Source organism: Prosthecobacter sp. Pr1, assembly GCF_057652315.1.
On record NZ_JBYFBS010000014.1, the window covers coordinates 17,867 to 41,807 of the forward strand.

Sequence of the window (23,941 nt, forward strand, 5' to 3'; positions counted from 1 at the left end):
CGCAAAAAATCGTCATTCACAGTCGACTTTCGCCAATCTTTCTCCTTCTTCCCCGCCTCAACTCAACCACACACCCGACATGCCACGCCCCGTCACTCTCTTCACCGGCCAGTGGGCCGATCTTTCCGTTGATACCATGATCCAGAAGGCCAAGGCTTTCGGTTATGACGGTGTCGAACTCGCCTGCTGGGGCGACCACTTCGAAGTGGACAAGGCCGATCAGGCCTACTGCGATGCCAAGCGCGCCAAACTGAAAGCCGCAGGCATGCAGTGCCACGCCATCTCCACCCATCTCGTTGGTCAGGCCGTGTGCGACAACATTGACCCACGTCACGCCCAGATTCTTCCCGGCCATATCTATGGTGACGGCAATCCTGAAGGCGTCCGTCAGCGTGCCGCTGAAGAGCTCATCAAGACCGCACACGCCGCCAAGCGTTTCGGCGTCAGTGTCGTCAACGGCTTCACCGGCAGCAGCATCTGGCACCTCGTCTACTCCTTCCCGCCGAACCTCCCCGGCCAGATCGACGCCGGCTACAAGGACTTCGCCAAGCGCTTCACCCCGATCTTCGATGAGTATCAAAAGCTCGGCATTCGCTACGCGCTCGAAGTGCATCCCACCGAGATCGCCTTTGACATCGCCAGCGCCGAGCGCGCGCTGCAGGCCGTCGATTACCATCCTGCCTTCGGCTTCAACTACGACCCGAGCCACTTCGGCTACCAAGGCGTGGATTACATCAAGTTCCTCTACAAGTTCAGCGACCGCATTTTCCACGTGCACATGAAGGACGTCGCCTGGGGCATCGGTGACGGCACCGCTGGCGTCTTCGGTGGCCACGTCGATTTCCACAAGCCAAGCCGTTACTGGGACTTCAAGTCCGTGGGCCGTGGCAACATCAACTTCGAACGCATCATCCGCGCTCTCAACGACATCGACTACGGTGGACCGCTGAGCGTCGAGTGGGAAGACGGCGCCATGGACCGCGAGTTCGGCGCCGCCGAATCCGCCGCCTTCGTGAAGAAGATCGACTTCCCGCCATCGAAGATCATCTTCGACGCGCAGTTCGCTGAGAACAGCAAGTGATGGGGGCGCACGCTCGTGCGCAACATTCGCAACTCTTTGACAGCCCGGGATCATCTCCCGGGCCGTTTTCGTTGATTGAATCAAATTCCCAAAGTGGTAGGCTTCTCCACCATGGGCATCGCAAAAGCCAAAACCAAATACACTGTAGAGCAGTACTACGACTTGGAAGAAAACGAGGTGTACAAGAGCGAGTTTCACGACGGCGATATATTCGCCATGGCAGGGGGCAGTTTGGAGCACAGCTTGATCGTGGCCAGCCTGCTTCGTGAACTTGGCATCAGGCTCAAAGGTAAAACCTGCATGCCATGTGACAGCAATTTGCGCATCAAAGTTCCCACCACCGGTCTAGTCACCTACCCGGACGCCTCGGTATTTTGCAAGAAAATCGAATTCGATCCCAAGGACAAGCGCCAGCAGACTGCGATCAATCCGACCATCGTCTTTGAAGTGCTTCCCAAGTCCACTGAGAGCTACGATCGCGGCAAGAAGGCGGAGAACTACCGTCAGCTTGAATCTCTAAAAGCCTATGTGCTTGTTTCCCAAACCAGCGCTCACATAGAGATTTACGAACGTCACGGTGACGGATTCTGGTTCCTCACCGAAGCCAAGGGACTCGATCAAGAACTCTCCATCAAAAGCCTCGGCATCCAGCTTCCACTGGCCGAAGTCTATGACCGAATAAAGTTCGGGAAGAAAAACTCCTGAGCGCTGGCCAGTTTCATTTTCACTCCACTGCTTTCCGCAGTTCCATCACCGTGTTGACGATATTCTCCTCCGTCTTGTCGCTCCAGCGCGTGGGGTGTGAGCCGTAGATCATGGCACCACCACCTTCGTAGCCGCCTTCCTGCCAGATACGCAGACTGGGGATGTAGGCCATGACGTCGTTGGTGTAGCCGCTGACCCAGACGATGGGATCTTTAATGTCCTGTTTGAGGCGGAGTGAGTAATCCACAACGACTTCACCGCCGAGCGTGACCCACGTGAGTTCGTTGCCAAGGCGAAGCACCTGTACGGGATAAGGATAGGTCGGGGACAGAGGACCTTCGTCGGCGATGCGCTGGAGCACGCGGGTGGCATGCGTGACCTGCCATTTGTTCGTGGACTTCTGTTCTTCAAGGAGCTGCTCGCGGGTGGGCAGCTTGTCATAGGCCAGTGGGATCTCGCGATACGCGGCGCGGATGTTGCCCTTGATGCGCTGCATGTGGGTTTCCAGCGCGGCCTGCACAGAGGTGGCGAGCGACTTGCCGTGGGTTTGTGCGAGTTCCGTTTTTTTGCGCGGGTAGGGGTTCTGATCGCCGCTGCATCCATTCGCAAACATCGCCACCGCATCGGGGTGCGCTTTTTCAATTTCCTGCTGCGCATAGCCCGCGTAGTCGCCGCTGAATTTTTGATGACCCAGCGTGGTGCAGTGGCAGGAGTAGCCAAAGATGATCGCGATGTCCTTGCCATCTGCGCTGCTGGCTTTGAGCACGGGCACCGTTTGATCCACCGAGCCTTTCGGATTCGGGAAATTGTTCCAGCCGCCTTTGCCGTCCGGCGTGCGGCGGTTCATGGAGACACCACAGCGGGCCGTGCTGTAGTCGAGATGTGCTGGCACTGATTTTTGCAGCGCTTCACCGACGAGTTTGACCAAGGTGTTTTCCAACTGGGCCATGTATTCAGCCGCTTCTTTCTCACGCAGCGCCAGATCATCTGCGCCATGAATCTTGCTCGTGCGCAGTTCCGGTCCGCTGTGCGTGTGGGAGGCGTTGATGGCGAGGTTCGCCGGTTCGATGCCGTAGTCTTTTTTCACCCGCTCAGCGATGGCAAGGCGCAGATTTCTCGGCACGCCGATCAAATCCATGGTGATGAGAACGAAGCGCCCGCCTGCCTGATCCGTGAGCACCAATGCTTTCGCGAACAAATCCAGCTCCACACCTTCGGAGGGTTTGGTGCGTCCTGCATAACCTGCCATCCACATCGGTTTGTCCGGGGTGATTTTTGCTGAGGCCGCGCCGGCTTTCCAGGCGGGCGCCTCGGTCACAACAGGGACGGCGGCGATAACGAAAACACAGAGGAGAAGAGGCAGCCAGAGTTTCATACTCACTACCAAAGCCGCCAGGCTGACAATTCTTTATCGCTGCGCGCAAATACCCTGTTTCCCGCGAATGCCGGATGTGCCCAGGTTTTGCCGATGATCTGCCAGCGGGCCAGTTCCTCGCGTTTGTCGGGCTTCAGCGTGACATAGACGAGTTCACCGCTGGCGTTGAGCAAGGCGGCGAGGTTGGTTGATTCCTGCATCCACACAAGAGACATCTGCGGATTGCTCTCCTTCGGAGTGAGTGAGTTGTCATCGCTCCAGAGGATTCTGCCGGTCTTGAGCTCGAAGGCTTGGAGACCGCGAGTCTTGTCGAGCATGTAAACGACGCCGTCTTTGTACAATGGAGCCGACATGAGGCCGCAGATCTCGGTTTGATTTTCCCACAGCAGCTCGGGAGTCTTTTCGAGTTGAAGCGCCTTCGCGCCATGCCAGTAGCCCGAGACGAGAAGAATGCCGTCACGATAGAGCGGTTGCGCGATGCTGACGCCATACGTGATCTTGTATGGAACGAGCCAGTTCACCCGACCGCTGTCTGGATCAAGGCTCTGCACATGCTCCGGTCCCCACGCGATGAGCTGACGAGTGCCCATATGCGAAATGATCTCCGGCGTGCAATAACCCGCTGCATCTGGGCCGCCGCGCCAGACTTCCTTGCCGGATGTTTTGTCCAAGGCGATGACGGAGCCTGCATTTGCCCCGACATGAAGGAGCACTCGATTCCCATCGATCACCGGCGACGCTGCAAAACCCCACTTTGGAATCTTCGCCCCGAAGGTTTCGACCGTGTCCACCTGCCATACCACCTGGCCCGTCACAGCATCGAGACACGATGCCACACCCGTCGCACCCAGGGCGTAGGCCCTGCCATCGGAAATGTTCACCGATGAACGCGGCCCGGTCCCGTACTCCATGCTGCCGTAGCTGACCTCCCAGCTGTGCTGCCAGATATTTGTGCCGCTCTCAGCATCGAAACACAGAATGCGTTCGATCTCTTTGGGAGTCTTGAGCCGGTCCATCACATACACCCGTCCGTTGCTTGCAGTGACACCGCCGAACCCGGCGCTGATCTCTTTTTTCCAAAGTCTCTCGGGCTCTTTCCTGGCAATGTCCGCCGGGATATCCTTCGGATTCCAGCCTCCATCCGCATTCGGCCCACGCCAGCGCGGCCAGTCCTCAGCGGCAGATGCAAGGGTTGAAACCAGAAAAGCCACAAAAAAATTCTTCATGCTGCTTCAATACGAAGCCGCCTTGGAAATTTCGCAACACGATGTCAAGCCATGGCTCCGACAAAAGTTTTTCACATGTGATCTTGAATGGTTGCTGCCCGTGATCGTCTCGCTAACTCCACTGATCCCAACCGGATTTTTATCCTTCACTTTTCCCTTTTCCAACCATGTCTGCTGCTAACGAACTCAACATCAATGTCACCCACGTCGAACGTGTCGCCAAAGAGCTGGGCCTGCGGGCCATCCAGGTCGGCGCGACGGCCAAACTCTTTGCCGATGGCGCCACCGTGCCCTTCATCGCCCGTTACCGAAAGGAGGCCACCGGGTCTCTGGATGAAGTGCAAATTCAGAACATTCAGGAGCGCATGACGCAGCTCGTGGCGCTGGATGACCGCCGCACCGCGATTGTGAAATCACTCGAAGAACGCAAGCTGATGACCGACGTCCTGCGCGCGAAGATCGACAAGGCCGAGACGATGAATACGCTGGAGGACATCTTTGCGCCGTTCCGTCCGAAGCGCCGCACACGCGCCACGATCGCGAAGGAAAAAGGTCTGGAGCCGCTGGCGGACTTCATTGAGGCCAACCTCATGACCCACGGCGTGGATCTGAATGGCGAAGTGGTGAAGTATGTGAACCCGGACCACGAAAACGAAGAGCTGCGCGTCAAGGACGCCAACGACGCGCTGAGTGGTGCGCGCGACATCATCGCGGAGCGCATCAGCGATCATGCGGATGCTCGTGCCACCTTGCGCAAATTTTTCGCGGAGCAGTCCACGGTCGTTTCCAAGGTCATGTTTGGAAAAGAAAAGGACGAAGAGGCGCAGAAGTTCCGCGACTACTTCGACTGGAGCGAGCCGCTGAAGGCCATCCCATCTCACCGCATGCTCGCCATTCGTCGTGGAGAAAAAGAAGGCTTCTTGCTCATGCGCATCCAGCCTGCGGAAGACACCGCGATCAAGTTGATCGAAAACCTTTTTGTCAAAGGCGGCAATGCCTGCTCTGACCAGATGAAGCTGGCATGCGCCGACAGCTACAAGCGCCTGCTGAGCTCCAGCATGGAGACGGAAGCGCGTCTTGAATCGAAGAAGAAGGCTGACACCGAGGCTGTGCGCGTGTTTGCCGACAACCTGCGCGAGCTGCTGCTGGCGGCGCCGCTGGGACAGAAGCGTGTTCTCGGCATCGACCCCGGCTTCCGCACGGGCTGCAAAGTCGTCGTCCTTGATGCTCAGGGCCAGCTTCTCTACAACGATGTGATCTACCTGCTCGGCGAGGGCAGTGGCTTGCTGCACGCGAAAAATTTGGTGCTCAATCTGGTGGATCGTTACAAGATCCAGGCCATTGCCATCGGCAATGGCACCGCCAGCCGTGAGACGGAAATGTTCGTGAAGAAGATCGGCGTGCCGGCCTCAATTCCGGTGATCATGGTGAACGAAAGCGGCGCCTCCATTTACAGCGCCAGCGAAGTCGCGCGTGAGGAGTTCCCCAATCATGACGTCACGGTGCGTGGTTCCGTTTCCATCGCCCGCCGTCTCATGGACCCGCTCGCGGAACTGGTGAAGCTCGATCCGAAATCCATCGGCGTCGGCCAGTATCAGCACGACGTGGATCAGAACCAGCTCAAGACCAGTCTCGATCATGTGGTCATCAGTGCGGTGAACGGCGTCGGTGTGGAGCTGAACACGGCCAGCAAGCAACTGCTCAGCTATGTGTCCGGTTTGAACAGCGCGCATGCGGCCAACATCGTGGCCTTCCGCAATGAGAACGGCCCGTTCAAGAGCCGCAAGGATCTCATGAAGGTGCCAAGACTGGGCGACAAAGCGTTCGAGCAGGCGGCAGGCTTCCTGCGCATTCGTGATGCCGTGCATCCGCTGGATGCCAGCGCGGTGCACCCAGAGCGCTACCCTCTCGTCGAGAAAATGGCGGCTGACATCGGCTGCACGGTGCCGGAGCTCATGCAGCGTGCGGACCTGCGCCAGAAGATCGACCTCAAGAAGTATGTGAGCCAGGACGTGGGTCTGCCAACGCTGCAGGACATCATGAATGAGCTCGCCAAGCCAGGCCGCGATCCGCGCAAGCAGTTCGAAGTCTTCAGCTTCGCCGACGGCGTGAACGACATGAAGGATCTCACCGTGGGCATGAAGCTGCCGGGCATCGTGACGAACGTAACGGCCTTTGGCGCTTTTGTGGACATCGGCGTGCATCAGGACGGCCTCGTGCATGTGAGCCAGCTCAGTGACACCTTTGTGCGTGATGCTGCGGAAGTCGTGAAAGTGGCGCAGCGTGTGCAGGTCACGGTCACGGAAGTGGACATTCCGCGCAAACGCATCGCCCTGAGCATGAAATCCAAGCCAGACTTTGAGAAGAAGCAGGGGGCCGCAGGGCCACGTCCTGCGGGTGGGCCTGGCGGCGGCGGTCAGCGCAGCTTTTCCAGCGGTGGTGGTGGCCAGCGCAGCTCCGGCGGCGGCATGGGCAATCCCTTTGGCGGCGGCGGTGGTGGCGACTGGTTCACTGCGGCTGCGGCCAAGGGGAAGAAGTAGTTTCAGCCGACTGCATTCTTGCCAGTCCGTGATCTTCCCATACGATTCAGCTTATGAAATCAGCCCATCTCCTCACACTGGCTCTGCCGCTGCTTCTCACGCAATGCGTGGATCCTTATCAAGGTCCGAACGGTGCTGATCCCTATGCGAATCCGTACCGCCAGGACATGCGGGACCAAGGTTCGCAGATGAACAGCATGGCGTTTGAGCGTGGCCAGCAGGACGGGCAGATGGATGCCCAGCAGGGCCAGAGCCAGAACTACCAGCGCTATCCATCACGCTATGACCGCAATACCGAGATGGCTTACCGCGATGCATACAATCAAAGCTATAGCCTGACGATGAACAGCCGCCGAGAAGTCGGGGGCTATCCGAATCAGGGCATGGCCCAGCCACCTGCGCAAAATGTGCCGCAGCAGCAGGCACCGCGTGATCCGACCTACAACCAAGGTTACGACTATGGTCTGCGTGACCGCACAGGCGGACGGGTGGCCGATCCTTCGGCGCAGGTAGGGCGCTATGATCCGCGCTATCGCTCCAGCTTTGAACGCGGCTATTACGACGGCTACAATTCAAGCTCCTCCGGCGGTGGTTCAGGTGCAGGCGGGAACTTGTGGTTCCGCTAAGCGGGGCCGGAAGCGCATCAGCACAAAAAAACACCGTCACGGCAGGCCATGACGGTGGTCTTGTTTTGAAATGACTGCGCGGCTAACCGGTTATTCCTGGGCAGCAGCTTCAGGAGCGGCGGTCTCAGCAACTTCAACGGCCGGAGCTGCGACTTCAAGGGCTGGAGTGGCTTCGGCGGCGACTTCAGCAGCCTTGGGCTTGGTGGTGGCCTTCTTGACGGCAGCTTTCTTGGCTGGAGCCTTCTTGGCGGTTTTGGCTTCGGATTTAACGGCGCGTGCTTTGCGGGAGACGCCGGCCTTGGCCAGAGCTTTCTTGCGGGCAAGATAGAGCTTACGGCGGCGGCGTTTGATGACTTTGTTCAGTTGTTGACCCATGATGGATGATCGGTTGTCGTTTGCGGTTTTGAGGGCGGCAAGAGTTCCACTGATCAAGGTCGAATCAAGATCAAATGCAGTCCGCCCCCGGTTTCCCGGGGTTCGAGCGCGGTGAAACCCTCTTTTGGAGCAGTTTTCAGGGTTTTTTGTCCTCGGCTTTGGGCTCCTCGCTGGCCTTGGGGGCCTCGGGCTTGGATTCCAATCGCGATTCCACGCTGTTTGCAGCCTGCTGGGTTGGCGGTACTTTGAACAATTTGCCAGTGTAGGGGCACTTCACGGTCTGGCCGGCACTCATGCCGGAAACATCCACCAGCTGCGTTTTGCCGGCGAAGGGGCTGTTCACCATGTTGATACGGCCCGGGACTGGGGCGCCGTAGGGCAGGCTTTCAGTGGTGGCTTCGGCACTGTCAGTGTTTTTTGGTGCCGGGCTGACGGGAGGCGGATTGTGCGCGATGCGCGGAGGAGCCGTGTGGACAGGTTCTTCCACCGGAATTTTCACATCCGGGCTGCGTACCAGCGAGGAACTGCTCGACCGCTTACGAGGCACATACCTGGAACTGCCCAATCCCGTGGAGAGCGTGCTGAAATAGTTGTTGGGCGTGTAACCGGTGCCGTAGCGAGGGCGCTGAGTGTAGGAGGAGTAACGGTGGGCGTACAAAGCACCGGTGCGGAATGGCGGTGACGGTCTCGCAGAGGTCAGGTAGGGAATCAGTCCGTTCGTCTGAATGCTGTGCCAGGCCTCCCTGGGTGGCATGGCGCACTGGACCAGAAGGACGACCGGCGTCAGCATGGCGAACATGCGCGCAACACAGGCGGTGGGGCAACGCGAAGCTTTCATGGATTTTAAGAAGATGAAGGTGATGACGTTGATGCGAAGTGTAACTTCACACAACGCCTGACCATGCTTGCAGGAGTATGCCCAAAGGGCAAGACAACAGCGTCGTAAAATCCAGTGATTACGATGTAATTCGCTAAATTTCCATACCAGCTAAACTGGATATTTTTTAAGCCGCTTGAGCGATGCCTATCTCTTGATCATTGAGATAGCAGGATGGGTCAGGCGCCCACAGATCGCCGGTCATTTGCAGAGCGCGCACGCGGAAGCCGCCACCGCAGACATCCAGGAAACTGCATTGCGCGCACTTGCCAGTCAGGTGCTGTTTGCGATCCCGCAGGGCATTGAGCGTGGCGTTGTCGCGATTGCTCCAGATGTCGCTGAACTTGCGGTCCTTCACGTTCCCCAGCGTGAGTTCATGCCAGAACTGGTCGGGGTGCACATTGCCCTGGGTGTCGATGTTGCTGATGCCGGTGCCGCTGCTGTTCGCACCGCCGCCGTTCCAGGTGAGCAGTTCCATCGCACGTGCGGCACGTTCGGGGTTCTCCCGTTTCAGACGCATGTAGAGGTAGGGGCCGTCGACAGGTTGATCGACGGTCAAAACCTCACGGGGCTTGCCGCTCGCGGCCCACTTGGCGGTGCGATCGAGGATCTTGTCGATGGCTCCGCGTGTCTCCTCGTGCGGCACTTCCATGAGATCGGCACCACGACCGCTGTAAACGAGGTGGTAAAAGCAGACGCGCTCGATGTCCTCCTTCTCGATGAAGTCGAGGATGGATTCGATGTCGGCGATGTTGTGACGGGAGAGCGTGAGGCGCAGGCCCACCTTCTGGCCCACCGCCTTGCAGTTCCGAAACGCAGCCACCGCTTTGTCAAAGGCTCCCACCTTGCCACGGAAGTGGTCGTGCGTGGCACCCATGCCATCGAGCGAGATGCCGACGTAGGAGAAGCCGATGTCCTTGATGCGCTGCGCCCACTCGGGATTGATCAGCGTGCCGTTGGTGGAAAGCGTGAGACGCAGGCCCTTGCCCGTGGCGTATTCGGCCAGTTCAAAGAAATGCGGATGGATCGTGGGTTCGCCGCCGGAAAGCAGCAGGGCGGGCACTTTGTACTCGGCGAGGTCATCGATGACGGCTTTGCACTGCTCCCAACTGAGTTCACCGGGGTAGAATTTCGAATCAGAATCTTGGTAGCAATGGACGCACTTCAGATTGCAGCGGCGGGTGATGTTCCAGACGACAATGGGCCGGCGCTCAGCGGCGGAAGTCGGGGAACCGTGGCCGCGGCCATAGCGCAGGTGGTCCATGGGCTGGGCGACATCACAGTAAAGACGGGTGAGATTGATCATGACCCGGAATCAACGCACAACCGCGTCCGGGTCGCGCCGCCGATCTTGCGCATTGCGTGACCTAGGTTGCCTCAGGCCTGTTCCGTGGTCTGGAAGTCGGGGTAGGCGTTGGCGGCGTGCTCGGCAAAGTCGAGCCCGTCGATCTGCTCATTGTCCGTGGCGCGCAGGCCGACGAGCTTGTCCACCAGCTTGAAGATGGCAAAGCAGATGGTGAACGCGGAGAGCGTGACAGAAAAGGTGCCCAGCGCCTGCACGCCGAGCTTGTGCGCATCAAAGCCGTCCTGATTGAAGAGGGCCACGCTGAGGGTTCCCCACCAGCCATTCGCGAGATGCACCGGCACCGCGCCCACGGCATCGTCGATCTGCATGCGCTCCAGCGCGATGGTGGCCACCGTGGTGATGATGCCCGCGATCAAACCGACGACTAAGGCGGAGGCGGGAGAAATATTGGCGCAGCAGGCGGTGACTCCGACGGCCCCACCCAGCGAACCGTTGAGCGTGATGCCCACGTCCGGCCGGCCTTGCACAAACCACATGGAAATCATGGCGGAAAGGGCGGCTGCCGCAGGAGCGATGGTGGTGTTCACCGCGATGCGGCCAATCGTGCCGTTGCCGATGAGGGTGGAACCGGCATTGAAGCCAAACCAGCCAAACCACAGGATGAACACCCCGAAAGCGGCGAGTGGAATATTATGACCAGCGATCAGTCGCGGCGTGCCGTCCTTGGCGAAGCGGCCATGCCTTGCTCCGACGACCAGAATGCCAGCCAGTGCGCATGCACCACCGCAGCCATGCACCACCGTGGATCCGGCGAAATCGACGAAGCCCAGCGCTTCCAGCCAGCCCTTTTCTCCGCCGACTCCAAACGCGCCGCCGAAGCTGCCCCAGGCCCAATGCCCACCGAGCGGATACACAAGGCCCGCCAGCAGGCCAGCATAAATCAGGTAGCCGACGAATTTCGTGCGCTCCGCCATGGCTCCGGAAACAATGGTGCAGGCGGTGCCGGCGAAAACGACCTGGAAGAACCAGAAGGCCCACAGCTTGTCGTCTGCCGCGTGATTGGAGATCCAGAAACTGTCACTGCCGATCCAGCCGCCCGCGCTGGTGCCGAACATCAAGCCAAAGCCGATGAACAGGAAGACGATGGCGCTGATGCAGAAGTCGAGGAAGTTCTTCATGATGATGTTGATGCTGTTTTTCGCCCGTGCGAATCCCAGTTCCACCATCGCAAATCCGGCCTGCATCACAAAGACCAGCGCTCCCGTGGCCACCATCCAGACATAGTTCAGATTCATCTGCACCGTCTCAATGTCAGACTTCAGGGCTGCGTCTGCCGGCGTGCTGGCAACAGCGGGAGCCGCCGCGGCGGGTGCGGTCGCAGGTTTCACGGCTCTGGCCACCTCACTCAGGGTGCCCTGGCTGGCATCCAGCTTTTGAATGATGGTGTCGAGCTTGGCCTCGATCTTGGCGCTGCCTTCCTGGGCAGACGCACAGGTGAGCAGTGTGATGAAGGCAAAAAGGCAGGCGCGGAAGTGCAGCATGTGTGTGGGTCAGGTTCAGAATTTCAAATGTTCCATCGAGGCGTCGAGTTCGACGAGCAGCTGACGGCGTTTCGAAGTGTTCGGCACATGCTCGATCACGCTGATGGCGAGCTTGCGCACCTCCGTGGCGGAAAGGCGGTAGGGGTCGGGGATTTTCGCTTCGTCAATGGTGCGTTGGATCAGATTGCTGGCCTGCGCACGGCCCATGACCTTGCCCAGCACGCCTTCCACGCATTTGCGCACAGCTCCCCACTGATTGACGGTCGTTTCTGCTTTTTCGGTGAGCTGGGAGAGAGCACGCGGACTTGTGACGACGAGTTCTTCGATGCCGTCTGCCGGCGGCTTTGAAGCTGGCTGCGCCTCCGTAGAGGCATCGTTCAGCACCTTGGCGTGATCATTGAGCATCACCGATGCGGCGCTGGCCGCGAGATCGGAGTCTGCACGTGAGGTGAGGAAGAACAGCATCACCGCTTCATCCTGCGTCACAATGAGCAGGGAGCCGCCGTCAAATTCCAGGAAGACCTGGTGCATTTTTCGACGCACCTGGCGGTAGCCGTCGAGCATCTGGATGATGATTTCACGCAGGTTCTCCGCACGCGTGTCGGAGAAGGGCATCTGCCGGTGGATGGTGTTGCGGCCTTTGAAAAGCATTACGCCTGCCACGCCGTCGAGGCGTTGCAGGGAGGCTGCGGAGGTGATCACAGAATTCAAACTCATGAGGAAATCGGGATCAGCGTGCCAGTGACTCGCGCACCTGTTTGATCGACCGGCGGTTGTTGCTGATCATTCCGTGCCAGCTGCCAGTCTTTTCCCCCGTGCTGATGGATGTCTGACCATCCCTGTCTTCCACGATGGCGATTTCCAAACGGCGCATGCCGAGCGTCTCCGCCAGCTTGTCTGCGAAGTACCCAACATATTTCACCTCGCCGGCGAAACGCTGGGCGGACTCGGTGTCGCCACCTGACAGAGTTTCGCGTCCCTGAAAGGACTCCATCTTGATCAGACCAGGATCGGGTTCCATGCGGACGATGTTGCTGGGTTGCGCACCCGCAGCGTGGCGGGCTGATGAGATCGGAATGATGCGAGTTGGTTCCATCTGAATGCTTATTCAAAGCATCCCGCGTGCCAACATGCCGCACACCTCGTAACAGCTTTGTGAATACAGGCTGGCGCACAAAAAAGAACGGCCCTGATTTCTCAGGGCCGTTCGGCAATGGATGAATCACCCTCACGGGGTGAAATGAGGTGGGTATCGACTAGAGCTTGGCGAGGCTGTCATCCAGCGCGGCGATGACCGTGCTGATGCTGGCTTCGGACTCGTCGCCCATGTTGGAGACGCGGAAGGTCTTGCCCTTCAGCTTGCCGTAGCCGCCGTCGATGATCATGCTGTGGTTCTTCTTCAGCAGGGCGATGAAGGCCGCCACGTCGATGCCCTTGTTGTTCGCCACGCAGGTCAGGGACTTGGAGCGGAAGCCTTCAGGGGCGAAGAATTCGAAGCCGTTGCGGCGCACCCACTCGTGCACCATGCCGTTGAGCTTGGCGTGGCGGGCGTAGCGGTTGTCCACGCCTTCGGCGAAGATCTTCTGCAACTGGTGGCGCAGGCCGTAGATCAGGGAAATGCACGGCGTGCTCGGCGTCATGCTCTTCTCGCCGTTGGCCTTGAACTCCAGGAAGTCAAAGTAGTAGCCGCGGTCGTTGATCGTGGCCGCACGTGCCATCGCCGCTTCGGAAGCGGTGAAGAGGGCAAGACCCGGAGGCAGTGCGAAGGCCTTCTGGCTGCCGGTCAGCAGCACGTCGATGCCGAGTTCGTCGAAATTCACCGGCACAGTGGTGAAGCCGGACACGGAATCCGTGATGAACATCACATCCGGGTACTTCTTCTTCAGCGCGGCGATTTCCGCGATGGGACTGAGCACGCCGGTGGAGGTCTCGTTGTGGATGAAGGTCACTGCGTCGAACTCACCCGTGGCCAGGCGCTTGTCGATCTCGTCAGCACGCACGGGCTGGCCCCACTCCACGGTGTAGGCTTCAGCTTCCTTGCCGCAGCGCTTGGAAACGTCCAGCCACTTGTCGGAGAAGGCGCCGTTGCAGCAGTTGAGGACCTTTTTCTTCACCAGATTGCGGATGGAACCCTCCATCACGCCCCAGGCGGAGGAAGTGCTCAGAAACACCTGCTGTTTCGTGCCGAAGAGAGTCTGCAGCATCGGCTGGATCTCGGCGTAAAGGTCCTGAAACCCCTTGCCGCGGTGCCCGATCATTGGCTGCGCCATCGCAGCATAGGTGTCAGGGCTGACTTCAACGGGTCCAGGGATGTAAAGTTTGACGTGGGTGCTCATGCTTGGTGGAAGGGGGAAGGCGAGTGTAGAAGGCCCGCCCGTCTGCGCAAGCCCGAGAAACTGGCGTTTGCATCCAGGCATTGCCGCCTGCGGCACATCTTGACAGGGGAGGCGGCTTTTCATACAAACGCAGTCATCATCCCATGCGTCCATTCATTATCACCGTCTTTGTGCTCTTATGCATTCTGTCAGCCAAGGCAGTGATGTTCTACAATGATTCAAAATTCATAGACTTCACGAAAATCACCAAAGACGACCCTCGCATCACAATAGCACCTTCAGACAAACTGAATTACACCCAAAACGGTCTGGGCTGGGATGGAGACAGTCAAGCATCACGAGACGGCTCCTTCACCACGGCTCCGATTGCCGTCGGAACCGACTGGCGCCCAGCGACAGGTGTCACGCTAGTGGGAGAGGTCGGTCCTGTCTCTGAGGAATTCAAATCACATGGACGGCTTTTTGCCCGGTACAGCCCGGATAAAAAGAATTGGTCAACCTGGCAGAATCTCCCTGCCGCATTAGAGCCGAGGATTCTCTCTCACGTATCAGGGCAGAAATCACGAGGCAAGGGGCTCCAGTTTTCGGGAAGGTTGCAGGTTCCCAAAATAGAACAAAGCCGTTATAAAGAATTGTTTCGGGAGTATCAAATGCTCAATATACCTTGGGCAAGCGACGAGGAGGCCGCTGTTAAATGGATTTTGAAGCAGGATCCGGACTTCTTCTCCAGGAATCTGCCTTTCATCGGCTACGTTCAATTTCATTTTGAGGGATCGTTCAGAGGCGGAGTGCGCGTCACGTCTTTCGAATACGATATTCAGAGTTCTGTTGGTGGTATACACGCTTCACCCAAAGATCCGAATGCATATAAGAATAGGGGAGGTCCTTGGCGTTTTGATGCCACGAAAGAAAAGTGAGGCTCAAGTCCGCCCCGGCCACCACTAGCGTCGCGAAGTTGCCCACGTGGGCCTCGCGGAAGCTTTTGAGCACGGCGGCATCCTTGGGGTTGCTGGTCAAGGCAGCCGCCCTTGCATCTCGCGCCACAAATCGTCTGGATCACAACGCAGATCGGCCACGCCAATGACCACGATGTCACGTGGCTCGGGTACGTAAAAGAGGGCCAGTTGGCGGCGGCGCAAAATCAGTCGCCTTACTGGAAACCGCCACTGTGCTGTCATCAGCGGGAAGCAAAGCAGCAATGCCGCTGCTCTTTCGACCTCTGAAAGCAGACGAACTCAAAAGCCTTCAGCATGATCCTCAGCAATGGCATAAAACCGCTGCATGTCGGCCTCGGCAGCCCATGTCCAAATCAACTCGCGCTTCATGCACGGGAGGCCAGGATGCGCGCCTTCACCTCGCTCCATGGCGATACATGCTCAGGATGCTGCAGATACTCTTGCCAGCGCTGTTCCACGAAAGCCGCAAGCTCCGGGTTTTCATTAGCCGTATCGTCCGTCACGTCCTGCCAAAGCTCGGCCATGAGGGTCAGCTTGTCCTCGTCAGGCAGTTGCGCGATCTCAGGGAAGCGTTCGGCGATCATGTGCTGAGAATAAGGGTATGGAGGCGGGCAGTCAAGGTGGCGTCACGCCCAGCCCAGCCACCCACTCAGCGTCTTCATATCCCTCACATGCGCCTCGCGGAATTCCTTCAGCACAGCTGGGTCCTTCGGATCGCCCTTGAGATACTCCAGATGCAGCGAAATCGGGCCGGTGTAGCCGGTTTTCATGAGCATTTTGCCGTAGGCGGGGTCCACCTGGCCTTCGCCGATGGGGACGGTCACGAGCTTGCGGCCGTCCCATTTGAAATCTTTGAAATAGGCGGCGCCGATGTGGTCTTTGACGAGGTTGAACTCCAGGGGCCAGGACAGGCCGCCTTCGCAGGTGGAATGCAGGATGTCGTAGGCGAAGCTGAAGTCCGCCGCCGGATACTCGCGCATGATGGAGTAGATGTCCCACACGGGCGCGCCGAAGTAGTCCTTGCCGCTGTGATTTTGAAACATGGGCTGGATGCCGATCTCCTTGCACAGGGCCACGAGGTCCTTGATCTTGGGGCGCACGGCCTGAAGCTGCTCCCAGATGGGCTGCTTGAGATCGTACTTGTAGTAGTTCATGCGGAAGCGCTTCACGCCCAGCTTGGCCGCTGTGCGCAGCACCTCCTCCGTGCGCTGCTCCTTGCTCACCTCATTGATGCCGGAGGTCAGGATGGTCATTTCCAGGCCCTGCTTTTTCAGCGCCTCGATGTACTTCGGCAGCTCATCCACCACCTTTTCCGGCTCGATGTGCCCTTTGGGGCGGATCGGTGACTCCACACCATTGAAGCCCGCCTCCGCGCCCAGACTGGCGATGTCATCAAAGCTCAGGCCTTGCAGGTGCTTGGTGAAAAAACACACGGTGTTCTTCGATTTCGGCGTTTCCGCCATCAGCGGAGCCGTAAAAGCCAAACTTGAGAGGTTGCGCAGGAAAGTACGTCGTGTGTTCATGAGTGAGCTTGAACAACGACATCGCACGTCCGACTCCTTCACTCAACATGCATTCCGTCTCCGGCCAGAACATCATCCTCATGGGCGGCACCACAGGCCTGGGCCTGTCTGCGGCAAAAAAGCTCGTGGCCACCGGTGCGCGGGTGGTGGTGACAAGCCGCACGCAGGAGAATGTGGACGCCGCTCTGGCAGAACTCGGCCCTCAGGCACGGGGCTTTGCCGCCGATGCCGCCACCCCGGAGGCCGCGGAGCGTGCGGTAGAGCTGACTGTCAGCGAATTTGGCCGTCTGGATGCACTCTACCACGTCGCTGGCGGCAGTGGCCGCAGCCGGGGAGACGGCCCCCTGCATGAAATGACCGACGAGGGCTTGGACTACACGCTCGCTCTCAATTTGAACTCCGTCATCTACTCCAATCGCGCCGCTGTGAAGCAGTTCCTCAAGCAGGGTGGCGGCGGGGTGATCCTCAACATGGCCAGCGTGCTCGGCTACTCGCCCTCCGCGCAGTTCTTTGCCTCGCATGCCTACGCAGCGGCCAAGGCGGGCGTCATCGGCTTCAGCAAGTCCATCGCCGCGTATTACGCCCCACAGAACATCCGCGTGAATGTGATCGCTCCCGCGCTGGTGGAGACGCCCATGTCCAAACGCGCCGCCGGCAATGAAGAGATCATGACCTTCATCAAAACCAAGCAGCCCCTCGACGGCGGCCGCATCGGCCACCCCAAAGACTGCGATGCTGCGGCGCTGATGCTGCTCTCTGCCGATTCCAAATTCATCACCGGCCAAGTCCTGGCCGTGGACGGCGGGTGGACGGTGAGCGAAGGACAGATTCCGGATGCTCGATGCTAGATTCTAGATGCTTGATTCAACAGCCACGACCATTGAAGGCCGCATGACTTCCTCCATCCAGCATTCAGCAGCGAGCAACCAGCATCTAGCCATCGGCATCGACCTCGGCGGTACGAACATCAAGGCCGCGCTTGTTGAAACGGCCAGCGCTCGCACCGTGGCCACGCTTTCGAAACCCACCCGCGATGGCGAGTTCGACGGCGACACGCCGCGTTTTGCCCTGACCGTGCGTGAGATCGTGCAAGAGTTTGAAGCGCAGGCCGGGCAAAAGCTCCGCGTCGGCCTCTCTGCGCCCGGGCTGGCGAATCCCGACGGTCACTGCATCGACTGGATGCCGGGCCGCATGCATGGGCTGGAAAAATTCCACTGGTCCACTTTTCTGGAGCGCGACTGCCGCGTGCTGAATGACGCCCACGCCGCGCTGCTCGGCGAAGTGTGGGCTGGAGCTGCGAAGGACACGCAGGATGCTTTCATGCTCACGCTCGGCACGGGTGTCGGCGGAGCGATCTGGAGTGGAGGGCGTCTGCTCAAAGGCAGGATCGGCAGGGCAGGGCATCTCGGCCACATCACCATCGATGCGAATGCACCGTGCGATGATTTCAATACACCGGGCAGTCTCGAAGATGCCATCGGCAATCAAACAATAGGCCAGCGCGGTGAAGGACGTTACGCCAACACCCATGCGCTGCTCGATGCCTTCAGCGCGGGCGATGAACATGCCGCCAAAGTTTGGCATACCTCCGTGCGCCATCTCGCTGCTGCTATTGCCTCGCTCATCAACGTGCTCGATCCCGAAGTCGTCATCGTCGGCGGTGGCATTGCCGTCGGTGCCGGTGCCCGTCTGTTTGATCCACTGCAACAAGCCCTCACCGGTTTCGAATGGCGGCCCGGCGGCCATCAGGCCCGCATCATTCCTGCCCAGCTCGGCGACAGCGCCGGATGCCTCGGTTCCGTTTTCAATCTCCTGCAACACTCATGACTCCCGCCCTCCAATACCTCGAAGCCAGCCAAGGCCTTCTCAATCGCGTCCGCGAGCAGCTTCCGCTCATCCAGCAGGCCGCCGACATGTTCGCAAAGACGATCCTCGCCGGACAGATGGTGCACGTCTTTGGCTCCGGCCACAGCCGCATTTTGGTGGAGGAAATGTGGCCACGTTATGGTTCCTTTCCCGGCTTCAATCCCATCGTCGAGCTCTCCCTGACCTTCCACAATCTCGTCGTCGGCGCGAACGGCCAGCGGCAGGCCATGTTCCTCGAAAACGTCAGCGGCTTGGCGAACCGCATCCTGCGGAATTTCGATCTTCAGCCCGGCGACAGCGCCCTCGTCATCTCCAGCAGCGGCTGCAATGTCGTCCCGGTGGAAATGGCCGAAGAATTCCAACGGCGCGGCGTCAAAGTCGTCGCCATCATCAGCACCACGCACAGCGAGGCCAGCACCAGCCGCCACCGCGATGGCAAAAAGCTGCAGGACTTCTCAGACATCGTCCTCGATACAGGCGCACCGGTTGGCGATGCCATGATCAAGATTGAAAATCTCGACACCCCAGTCGCCCCTGGCAGCACCGTGGGCGGTTGCCTGCTGGTGAATGCCGTCAAAGCCGAAGTGGCCGACCGGCTGGTCAAAGCCGGCCAGCCACCGAAGGTGCTCACAGCGGGAGCCGTCGTCGGTGCTGCGAAAGCGACGGAGCTGTTTGAAGCCGCTTACGACGAGCACGCGAGGCGAATCGCCAAGTATTATGCGAAGCTGGGGGCATGAAGACTTTCAAAATGTTATCAGGAACGCAGCGATGCCTGAGACTCTGTGGTCCAGTGTATCTCTTGTTTTTGGTGACATGCTTGCCGGGTTATTTTTTCCAAGTTCAGTTTTTACAGTCGGTGTGGGCAGGGATTGCCATGCCCGCCCACATGACAGCGCTGATGATGGATCAGTGCGTGGCCGAAATTGCGGGTGGTTATGATTCCAAAAGGGACATGGTGGTTTTTTACTTATCCTATGCCGCTGCGGCACTTGTTTGGATTGTTTGCGCCCTGAGCCCATGGTGGCTGTTTGTCCGCATGACAATGGGCAAAAGGCTGTGCCTCCAAGTGGCGATACTGGCGGCTGGTTACTTGATGTCTTTTCTCCTCGCCGTATTTCTTGATTTCCCCACGCCAGACTGACTTGTGAGGCTCATCTGGGCATTAGCCCACCCCCAGCCGTCTCCTGCGGAGCAGCATCAGCACACCCACGGAGGCGATCAGCACGCTGCCGCCGGGCTCTGGCACGGGAGTGGCGGATATATTCAGGTTCGAGATGGTGGCAAAGTCGGTGCCGAGGCTCAGTGCGGTGGCGCCGACCTGCGCATCACCAATGAACCGCACGCCAATGGGGCCGCTGGGAGCTGTGCCATCCAAGATGTAGTCCAGGTTAACGGTGCCTGTCGTGACACCCGAGCCCAGCAGGCCGGCGATGTTGATCTGGGAAGTGTTGTTGGTGCTCGTCAGCGTGTTTCCCAGTCCGTCGATCAGTTCAAAGCTGAAACTCGGGTTCAATCCCGCCACGGAGCTGAGCAGGCCGTTGTTGCCATCCACATCAAAGCTCACGCTGTAATGGGTGTTGGGGGTGTAGTTGAGAACGTCCCCGGGAGTGTCGAAATAAGCCACCGCCTGCCATCCATAGTGAATGCTGGTGCCGGCTCCCAGGAGGCCGAGCAATGAATTGTTGTCGTTGCTGATCTGAAACTGCAGGGCTGATCCTGTCAACGCCACCTGCGCGGCGGATTCGGTCAGGCTAAGGAGAATCGTCGCGTTGGCACCTCCCTGGGCGGTGAGATCCCACAGCCCCCGGGTTGCAGTGGTGGATCCGTTTGAAAGAGTGATCGAGACCAGCCCTCCGCCCGGGACATCGTAAGTAACGGGTGCGGAAGAGGGGAAAATCGAGCTGTAGCTGCTGCCGGTGCCGACGATTGGCGTTTGGGCATTAAGTGACAAAATAGTAAGCAAATTAGTTAATATAAACAAAATGAATGGGTTAGTTTTCATAAGGATGTAAGTTTTCAAAAGTACTCTACGAACTTAGTTAAGTATGCGTGTGCTAAACTAAGATTTAATTTAGAAGCGGATGAGACGAATGAACCTTCCCGCCGCATCGGTTGTGTTTTGCCGCTTGGCTTTGACGCTGAGTTACTTGCGCCGTTATGCTGGGCTCATCATGCAATCCCAACCCCTACGCACCTCCGTCATTGGCAGTTATCCGTTTCCCGGCTGGCTTGAATTTTCGGCCCGGCATCTCGCGGAATTCGGCAGCGCCGACATCGCGGAAATGCAGGATGATGCTGCTCAGGTGGCCATTCAGGATCAAGTCGCCTCTGGGCTGGACGTCATCACGGATGGCGAGCAGACGCGATTTGACTTCAATTTGTCCTTCTACGGTTTCATCGAGGGCATCGCACTGGAGCCTGCCAGTCCGCGACGCTTTGGACCGCCAGCGCATGATCAGCGCGGCAAGCATGAGATCGTGGGCGAACTGCGCGCCCCACGGGGTCTGGGCGTCGTGGAGGAGTTCGAGCGCCTGCAGCGTCTGGCCTCACACACCGGCAAGCGCTTGAAGGTCTCCGTACCCGGGCCCTACACGCTCAGTGGACGGCTGTCACCGAACGCACAGTACAAAGACCGCTACGCCATTACCGAAGCGCTGTTGCCCATTGTGAATCAGGAGATCGCGAATCTCGTGGCGGCGGGTGCTGAGGAAATCTGCGTCGATGAGCCCAGCATGAGCTGCTACGGCTACCGTGAAGACACGAAGCGCTTCGTGGACATCTTCAACCGCACCGTGAGCAGTGGCTACGGCAAGGCGCGCATCTGCACGCACCTCTGTTTCGGCAATTTCAAAGGTCATCCCGTCGGCTGGCGCAAATACGCGCCGCTGTTCCCCGCCTTCCTCGATCTGCATTGCGATGAGGTGCACGTGGAGATGGCGAACCGCGAATACGCCGAACTGGAAGTCATCAAACCGATGGCCGAACGCTATGACGTGGCCGTGGGCATCATCGACGTGAAGAGCTACCACATCGAAACACCGGAACAGATCGCCGATGCGGTGCGCGCCTGCTTGAAGCATGCGCCTGCTGACAAGCTGGTGTTTGCGCCGGACTGCGGCCTCAGCCAGACCGCTCGCTGGGCGGCCAAGAAGAAGCTCGCGAGCATGGTGGCGGGGGTGGACATCGTGAAAAAGGAGCTGGGATTGTAACGGCAAGATCTACAGCCTTGGGCTAGTTCAGCCGTCATGGAGACTCCGACGAAAGCAACACCGGCAGGCTGTGTCATCGGCTTGGTTGGCATTGCTCTTGTTGGTTATGCCATCGTCTGCGGGTGGGTCTGTTATCTCGGCATTCAATCCACCGAAATCGTAGAGAAAGGAAGTCTGCTGCGCTTCTACGGCATCTCGTGCGGAGTGTCGCTTATAGGCGGCCTCTGGCTGCTGCGTCTTGGCTGGCGCATAGCCCTGGAGTCGGACATGTCCGACCTAGATGATCCAGGCAAGCCGACGCTGCGCTTTTGAGTTTTGCGAGTTGCCGCCGGTTACCCGATCTTCACCACACCCACCGTCGTGTTGTCCTGACGGTCGTTGTTGATGCGGCGGATGGCGAAGATGATCGCATCGGCGATCTTGTCCGCCGTGGTGTGCTTGCCAAAGCTGAGCAGTTCTTCCAGCGCCTTGTGGGTGAGAGTGAAGATGCCATCGCTGGCAGCGATGACGATGTCACCTTTCTTCAGGGCCCAGGGTTCGGAGGGCGTGTCGATCATCGCCAGCGGCATGCCCAGCAACGCGGCTTGCAGCGTGTGGCGGTCGGGGTGATTTTCGGCTTCCTCACGGGTGATCTCACCGCGATCTGCACGGGCATCAATCAGCGGGGAAAGGCTGTGGTCGGCATTGAGGCGATGCAGCACGCCATCGCGAAAGAGGAAGAGCGGCGAGTCGCCCACGCTGATCCATTCCATCGTCTTCGGCGTGATGAGCACACCCACCATCGTGGTGCCCATGGGCGGAGCCACGCTGGGCATGCGGCTGGTGATGATGCCGAGGGTCTCATTCGCCGTTTCCACGGCATGCTTGAGCTTCCATGAGGGCGGGCCGTCCTGCTCATGGTAGGCACGCACAAAGGCGTTCACCCCGATGTAGCTGGCCACGCTGCCGCCGGCATGCGCGCCGAGTCCATCGCCAATGACGAGAAGCAGGCGCTCAAGGCTGCGCTCCTCGGGTTCGGCGGCGTCGGCAAAGGCATAGTAGTCTTCCTGGTTGTCACGCCGGCCCCGATACTGCCTCGCGGCAAAATCCTGCTCCTGGATGAAGGCAGGTGGCTGAGATTCAAACAGGGGGACTCGATCGGTCAGGACGGTGGTGGCGCTCACTCGGCGGAAAACTGGTAAATCGTGGTGCTGCTGAATTTTTCACCCGGGCGCAGGGTTGCGCTGGGGAAGGAGGGATGATTCGGACTGTCGGGATAATGCTGCGTTTCCAGGCAGAAGCCATGACGCTTTGCATAAATATGCCCCGCTTTGCCCGGCACGCCATTCAGGTGGTTGCCGGTGTAAAGCTGCACCCCGGGCTCCGTGGTGCGCACGGTCATCACCCGGCCGCTGGTGGGTTCCTTCACCGTGGCGGCCAGTTTCAGGCCGGTGCCAGAGAGGACGTAGTTGTGATCGTAGCCGATGCCTTGGACGAGCGGTTTGAAATCCGCGCCGATGCGTTCGCCGATCTCATGCGGGGTGGTGAAGTCCAACGGCGTGCCCTTGATGCTGGTGATCTCTCCCGTGGGGATGAGGTCGTCATCGGTGGCGGTGATTTGCTCCGTCGGAAGCGTCAGTTCGTGGCTGAGGATGTCGCCGCTGCCTTCACCGGCCAGATTGAAGTAGGCGTGGTTCGTCAGGTTCAGCACCGTGGGCTTGTCCGTGGTGGCGTGGTAGTCGATCTTCAGGCTGTTGTCCTCGGTCAGCGTGTAGGTCACGGTGCATTGCAGTGTGCCGGGGTAGCCTTCCTCGCCATCCGGGCTGGTGTAGCTGAGTGCCACGCCGCTGGGGGTCGGTTTCGCGGACCAGAGCTTTTTGTCGAAGCCCTCTTTACCACCGTGAAGCTGGTGCTTGCCGGAGTTGGCGGTCACCGGGTACTCCACGCCATCGAGCTTGAACTTCGCATGGCCGATGCGGTTCGCATAACGGCCCGCGATGCAGCCGAAGAAGGGGTTTTTGCCAAGATAGCCGTCCAGCGTGTCAAAGCCGAGCACGACATCGGAGAACCTGCCGTTTTTGTCGGCCACCTTCACCGCGACGATGTAGGCGCCCCAGTTGGTGAGACTGACCTCCATGCCCTTCGAATTCCGCAGTGTGAAGAGTTTCACTTCCTCACCCGCCGGGGTTTTTCCCCAGATGGAGGATTCAACACTGGCAGCAGGTGACGAACCGGAGATCGACATGAAAAGCAGGAAGAGGGTTGGTAGCGCGAGGAGGCGCATGGTGGCGGGTTGGGGAAGTTGGATCGCGAGTGTGACGGTACTGCTCGATTTTCGCAAGAAGGGATTCCATGACCCGGCATGAAGTTTCTGGCCTGCACCGCATGATCGTGTGTAACCTCCGCTGCCACATTCCCCA

At 59.0% G+C, this 23,941-nt stretch carries 25 protein-coding genes; 11 read left to right on the forward strand and 14 right to left on the reverse strand.

Annotated features, from left to right (window positions below):
- Positions 1 to 79: 79 nt before the first annotated feature.
- Positions 80 to 1,081, forward strand: coding sequence for a sugar phosphate isomerase/epimerase family protein (locus tag AC24GY_RS20255; RefSeq protein ID WP_487686680.1), 1,002 nt, complete (start codon positions 80 to 82; stop codon positions 1,079 to 1,081).
- Positions 1,082 to 1,192: 111 nt separating this feature from the next.
- Positions 1,193 to 1,786: a Uma2 family endonuclease gene (locus AC24GY_RS20260; protein WP_487686681.1), complete on the forward strand. Its 594-nt coding sequence runs from the start codon at positions 1,193 to 1,195 to the stop codon at positions 1,784 to 1,786.
- A gap of 19 nt (positions 1,787 to 1,805) precedes the next feature.
- Here the strand turns inward: AC24GY_RS20260 and AC24GY_RS20265 are convergent, their stop codons facing one another.
- Together AC24GY_RS20265 and AC24GY_RS20270 are read right to left on the reverse strand one after the other, a co-directional pair.
- On the reverse strand, positions 1,806 to 3,161 hold the full coding sequence (locus AC24GY_RS20265; protein WP_487686682.1) for a neutral/alkaline non-lysosomal ceramidase N-terminal domain-containing protein: 1,356 nt from the start codon (positions 3,159 to 3,161) through the stop codon (positions 1,806 to 1,808).
- A 5-nt stretch (positions 3,162 to 3,166) separates the two neighbouring features.
- On the reverse strand, positions 3,167 to 4,387 hold the full coding sequence (locus AC24GY_RS20270) for a PQQ-binding-like beta-propeller repeat protein (protein WP_487686683.1): 1,221 nt from the start codon (positions 4,385 to 4,387) through the stop codon (positions 3,167 to 3,169).
- 167 nt (positions 4,388 to 4,554) lie between these two features.
- Here AC24GY_RS20270 and AC24GY_RS20275 point away from each other — a divergent pair, with 167 nt between their 5' ends.
- Both AC24GY_RS20275 and AC24GY_RS20280 read left to right on the forward strand, forming a co-directional pair.
- Positions 4,555 to 6,927 carry a Tex family protein gene (locus AC24GY_RS20275; RefSeq protein ID WP_487686684.1) on the forward strand — a complete coding sequence of 791 codons (2,373 nt, stop codon included), beginning with the start codon at positions 4,555 to 4,557 and terminating at the stop codon, positions 6,925 to 6,927.
- Between the two features lie 53 nt (positions 6,928 to 6,980).
- The gene (locus AC24GY_RS20280) at positions 6,981 to 7,553 is read left to right on the forward strand and encodes a hypothetical protein (RefSeq protein WP_422315023.1); all 573 of its coding nucleotides are present in this window, start codon (positions 6,981 to 6,983) and stop codon (positions 7,551 to 7,553) included.
- Positions 7,554 to 7,643: 90 nt separating this feature from the next.
- On the opposite strand, the gene AC24GY_RS20285 is transcribed toward AC24GY_RS20280, so the two are convergent.
- The 7 genes from AC24GY_RS20285 to AC24GY_RS20315 form a co-directional block, all read right to left on the reverse strand.
- Complete coding sequence (locus tag AC24GY_RS20285; RefSeq protein ID WP_422315021.1) at positions 7,644 to 7,928, reverse strand: hypothetical protein; 285 nt, start codon at positions 7,926 to 7,928, stop codon at positions 7,644 to 7,646.
- 136 nt (positions 7,929 to 8,064) lie between these two features.
- Positions 8,065 to 8,766, reverse strand: coding sequence for a hypothetical protein (locus AC24GY_RS20290; protein ID WP_487686685.1), 702 nt, complete (start codon positions 8,764 to 8,766; stop codon positions 8,065 to 8,067).
- A 166-nt stretch (positions 8,767 to 8,932) separates the two neighbouring features.
- Positions 8,933 to 10,111 (reverse strand): radical SAM protein, encoded by a 1,179-nt coding sequence (locus tag AC24GY_RS20295; protein WP_487686686.1) that lies wholly within the window; start codon positions 10,109 to 10,111, stop codon positions 8,933 to 8,935.
- A 71-nt stretch (positions 10,112 to 10,182) separates the two neighbouring features.
- Complete coding sequence (locus tag AC24GY_RS20300) at positions 10,183 to 11,652, reverse strand: ammonium transporter (protein WP_487686687.1); 1,470 nt, start codon at positions 11,650 to 11,652, stop codon at positions 10,183 to 10,185.
- A gap of 15 nt (positions 11,653 to 11,667) precedes the next feature.
- Positions 11,668 to 12,369, reverse strand: coding sequence for a hypothetical protein (locus AC24GY_RS20305; RefSeq protein WP_422315013.1), 702 nt, complete (start codon positions 12,367 to 12,369; stop codon positions 11,668 to 11,670).
- Positions 12,370 to 12,382: 13 nt separating this feature from the next.
- Positions 12,383 to 12,748 carry a hypothetical protein gene (locus AC24GY_RS20310; protein ID WP_487686688.1) on the reverse strand — a complete coding sequence of 122 codons (366 nt, stop codon included), beginning with the start codon at positions 12,746 to 12,748 and terminating at the stop codon, positions 12,383 to 12,385.
- A 160-nt stretch (positions 12,749 to 12,908) separates the two neighbouring features.
- Positions 12,909 to 13,988, reverse strand: a complete 1,080-nt coding sequence (locus AC24GY_RS20315; RefSeq protein ID WP_461527290.1) for a pyridoxal-phosphate-dependent aminotransferase family protein — start codon at positions 13,986 to 13,988, stop codon at positions 12,909 to 12,911.
- Between the two features lie 143 nt (positions 13,989 to 14,131).
- Between AC24GY_RS20315 and AC24GY_RS20320 the strand changes: the two genes are divergently transcribed.
- On the forward strand, positions 14,132 to 14,905 hold the full coding sequence (locus AC24GY_RS20320; protein WP_487686689.1) for a hypothetical protein: 774 nt from the start codon (positions 14,132 to 14,134) through the stop codon (positions 14,903 to 14,905).
- A 404-nt stretch (positions 14,906 to 15,309) separates the two neighbouring features.
- Here AC24GY_RS20320 and AC24GY_RS20325 read toward each other — a convergent pair whose 3' ends face one another.
- Positions 15,310 to 15,528: an addiction module protein gene (locus tag AC24GY_RS20325; protein ID WP_487686690.1), complete on the reverse strand. Its 219-nt coding sequence runs from the start codon at positions 15,526 to 15,528 to the stop codon at positions 15,310 to 15,312.
- 42 nt (positions 15,529 to 15,570) lie between these two features.
- Positions 15,571 to 16,467: a sugar phosphate isomerase/epimerase family protein gene (locus tag AC24GY_RS20330; protein ID WP_487686691.1), complete on the reverse strand. Its 897-nt coding sequence runs from the start codon at positions 16,465 to 16,467 to the stop codon at positions 15,571 to 15,573.
- A gap of 47 nt (positions 16,468 to 16,514) precedes the next feature.
- Here AC24GY_RS20330 and AC24GY_RS20335 point away from each other — a divergent pair, with 47 nt between their 5' ends.
- The 4 genes from AC24GY_RS20335 to AC24GY_RS20350 are packed head-to-tail and all read left to right on the forward strand — an operon-like array spanning position 16,515 to position 19,474.
- The gene (locus tag AC24GY_RS20335) at positions 16,515 to 17,315 is read left to right on the forward strand and encodes an SDR family NAD(P)-dependent oxidoreductase (protein WP_487686770.1); all 801 of its coding nucleotides are present in this window, start codon (positions 16,515 to 16,517) and stop codon (positions 17,313 to 17,315) included.
- Between the two features lie 43 nt (positions 17,316 to 17,358).
- On the forward strand, positions 17,359 to 18,294 hold the full coding sequence (locus AC24GY_RS20340) for an ROK family protein (RefSeq protein ID WP_487686692.1): 936 nt from the start codon (positions 17,359 to 17,361) through the stop codon (positions 18,292 to 18,294).
- Positions 18,291 to 19,070, forward strand: a complete 780-nt coding sequence (locus tag AC24GY_RS20345; RefSeq protein ID WP_487686693.1) for a sugar isomerase domain-containing protein — start codon at positions 18,291 to 18,293, stop codon at positions 19,068 to 19,070. The genes AC24GY_RS20340 and AC24GY_RS20345 overlap by 4 nt, the downstream gene beginning before the upstream one ends.
- Positions 19,067 to 19,474 (forward strand): hypothetical protein, encoded by a 408-nt coding sequence (locus AC24GY_RS20350; protein ID WP_422314996.1) that lies wholly within the window; start codon positions 19,067 to 19,069, stop codon positions 19,472 to 19,474. Before AC24GY_RS20345 ends, AC24GY_RS20350 begins: the two co-directional genes overlap by 4 nt.
- A 21-nt stretch (positions 19,475 to 19,495) precedes the next feature.
- Here the strand turns inward: AC24GY_RS20350 and AC24GY_RS20355 are convergent, their stop codons facing one another.
- On the reverse strand, positions 19,496 to 20,284 hold the full coding sequence (locus AC24GY_RS20355; protein ID WP_422314994.1) for a PEP-CTERM sorting domain-containing protein: 789 nt from the start codon (positions 20,282 to 20,284) through the stop codon (positions 19,496 to 19,498).
- A 220-nt stretch (positions 20,285 to 20,504) separates the two neighbouring features.
- Here AC24GY_RS20355 and AC24GY_RS20360 point away from each other — a divergent pair, with 220 nt between their 5' ends.
- Positions 20,505 to 21,542, forward strand: coding sequence for a methionine synthase (locus AC24GY_RS20360; RefSeq protein WP_487686694.1), 1,038 nt, complete (start codon positions 20,505 to 20,507; stop codon positions 21,540 to 21,542).
- Between the two features lie 36 nt (positions 21,543 to 21,578).
- Positions 21,579 to 21,854 (forward strand): hypothetical protein, encoded by a 276-nt coding sequence (locus AC24GY_RS20365; RefSeq protein ID WP_422314990.1) that lies wholly within the window; start codon positions 21,579 to 21,581, stop codon positions 21,852 to 21,854.
- Between the two features lie 20 nt (positions 21,855 to 21,874).
- Here the strand turns inward: AC24GY_RS20365 and AC24GY_RS20370 are convergent, their stop codons facing one another.
- Both AC24GY_RS20370 and AC24GY_RS20375 read right to left on the reverse strand, forming a co-directional pair.
- Complete coding sequence (locus AC24GY_RS20370) at positions 21,875 to 22,705, reverse strand: PP2C family protein-serine/threonine phosphatase (protein ID WP_487686695.1); 831 nt, start codon at positions 22,703 to 22,705, stop codon at positions 21,875 to 21,877.
- The gene (locus AC24GY_RS20375; RefSeq protein WP_487686696.1) at positions 22,702 to 23,805 is read right to left on the reverse strand and encodes an aldose epimerase family protein; all 1,104 of its coding nucleotides are present in this window, start codon (positions 23,803 to 23,805) and stop codon (positions 22,702 to 22,704) included. Before AC24GY_RS20375 ends, AC24GY_RS20370 begins: the two co-directional genes overlap by 4 nt.
- Positions 23,806 to 23,941: the final 136 nt, after the last annotated feature.

Bases quoted from the DNA above. Each gene is read 5' to 3' on its own strand.
- AC24GY_RS20365 (WP_422314990.1), top strand. From the start codon at position 21,579: ATGGAGACTCCGACGAAAGCAACACCGGCAGGCTGTGTCATCGGCTTG.
- AC24GY_RS20320 (WP_487686689.1), top strand. From the start codon at position 14,132: ATGCGTCCATTCATTATCACCGTCTTTGTGCTCTTATGCATTCTGTCA.
- AC24GY_RS20325 (WP_487686690.1), bottom strand. From the start codon at position 15,528: ATGATCGCCGAACGCTTCCCTGAGATCGCGCAACTGCCTGACGAGGAC.
- AC24GY_RS20280 (WP_422315023.1), top strand. From the start codon at position 6,981: ATGAAATCAGCCCATCTCCTCACACTGGCTCTGCCGCTGCTTCTCACG.
- AC24GY_RS20270 (WP_487686683.1), bottom strand. From the start codon at position 4,387: ATGAAGAATTTTTTTGTGGCTTTTCTGGTTTCAACCCTTGCATCTGCC.
- AC24GY_RS20255 (WP_487686680.1), top strand. From the start codon at position 80: ATGCCACGCCCCGTCACTCTCTTCACCGGCCAGTGGGCCGATCTTTCC.
- AC24GY_RS20265 (WP_487686682.1), bottom strand. From the start codon at position 3,161: ATGAAACTCTGGCTGCCTCTTCTCCTCTGTGTTTTCGTTATCGCCGCC.
- AC24GY_RS20315 (WP_461527290.1), bottom strand. From the start codon at position 13,988: ATGAGCACCCACGTCAAACTTTACATCCCTGGACCCGTTGAAGTCAGC.
- AC24GY_RS20310 (WP_487686688.1), bottom strand. From the start codon at position 12,748: ATGGAACCAACTCGCATCATTCCGATCTCATCAGCCCGCCACGCTGCG.
- AC24GY_RS20275 (WP_487686684.1), top strand. From the start codon at position 4,555: ATGTCTGCTGCTAACGAACTCAACATCAATGTCACCCACGTCGAACGT.
- AC24GY_RS20375 (WP_487686696.1), bottom strand. From the start codon at position 23,805: ATGCGCCTCCTCGCGCTACCAACCCTCTTCCTGCTTTTCATGTCGATC.
- AC24GY_RS20360 (WP_487686694.1), top strand. From the start codon at position 20,505: ATGCAATCCCAACCCCTACGCACCTCCGTCATTGGCAGTTATCCGTTT.
- AC24GY_RS20285 (WP_422315021.1), bottom strand. From the start codon at position 7,928: ATGGGTCAACAACTGAACAAAGTCATCAAACGCCGCCGCCGTAAGCTC.
- AC24GY_RS20295 (WP_487686686.1), bottom strand. From the start codon at position 10,111: ATGATCAATCTCACCCGTCTTTACTGTGATGTCGCCCAGCCCATGGAC.
- AC24GY_RS20350 (WP_422314996.1), top strand. From the start codon at position 19,067: ATGAAGACTTTCAAAATGTTATCAGGAACGCAGCGATGCCTGAGACTC.
- AC24GY_RS20345 (WP_487686693.1), top strand. From the start codon at position 18,291: ATGACTCCCGCCCTCCAATACCTCGAAGCCAGCCAAGGCCTTCTCAAT.
- AC24GY_RS20300 (WP_487686687.1), bottom strand. From the start codon at position 11,652: ATGCTGCACTTCCGCGCCTGCCTTTTTGCCTTCATCACACTGCTCACC.
- AC24GY_RS20330 (WP_487686691.1), bottom strand. From the start codon at position 16,467: ATGAACACACGACGTACTTTCCTGCGCAACCTCTCAAGTTTGGCTTTT.
- AC24GY_RS20305 (WP_422315013.1), bottom strand. From the start codon at position 12,369: ATGAGTTTGAATTCTGTGATCACCTCCGCAGCCTCCCTGCAACGCCTC.
- AC24GY_RS20290 (WP_487686685.1), bottom strand. From the start codon at position 8,766: ATGAAAGCTTCGCGTTGCCCCACCGCCTGTGTTGCGCGCATGTTCGCC.
- AC24GY_RS20340 (WP_487686692.1), top strand. From the start codon at position 17,359: ATGACTTCCTCCATCCAGCATTCAGCAGCGAGCAACCAGCATCTAGCC.
- AC24GY_RS20335 (WP_487686770.1), top strand. From the start codon at position 16,515: ATGCATTCCGTCTCCGGCCAGAACATCATCCTCATGGGCGGCACCACA.
- AC24GY_RS20260 (WP_487686681.1), top strand. From the start codon at position 1,193: ATGGGCATCGCAAAAGCCAAAACCAAATACACTGTAGAGCAGTACTAC.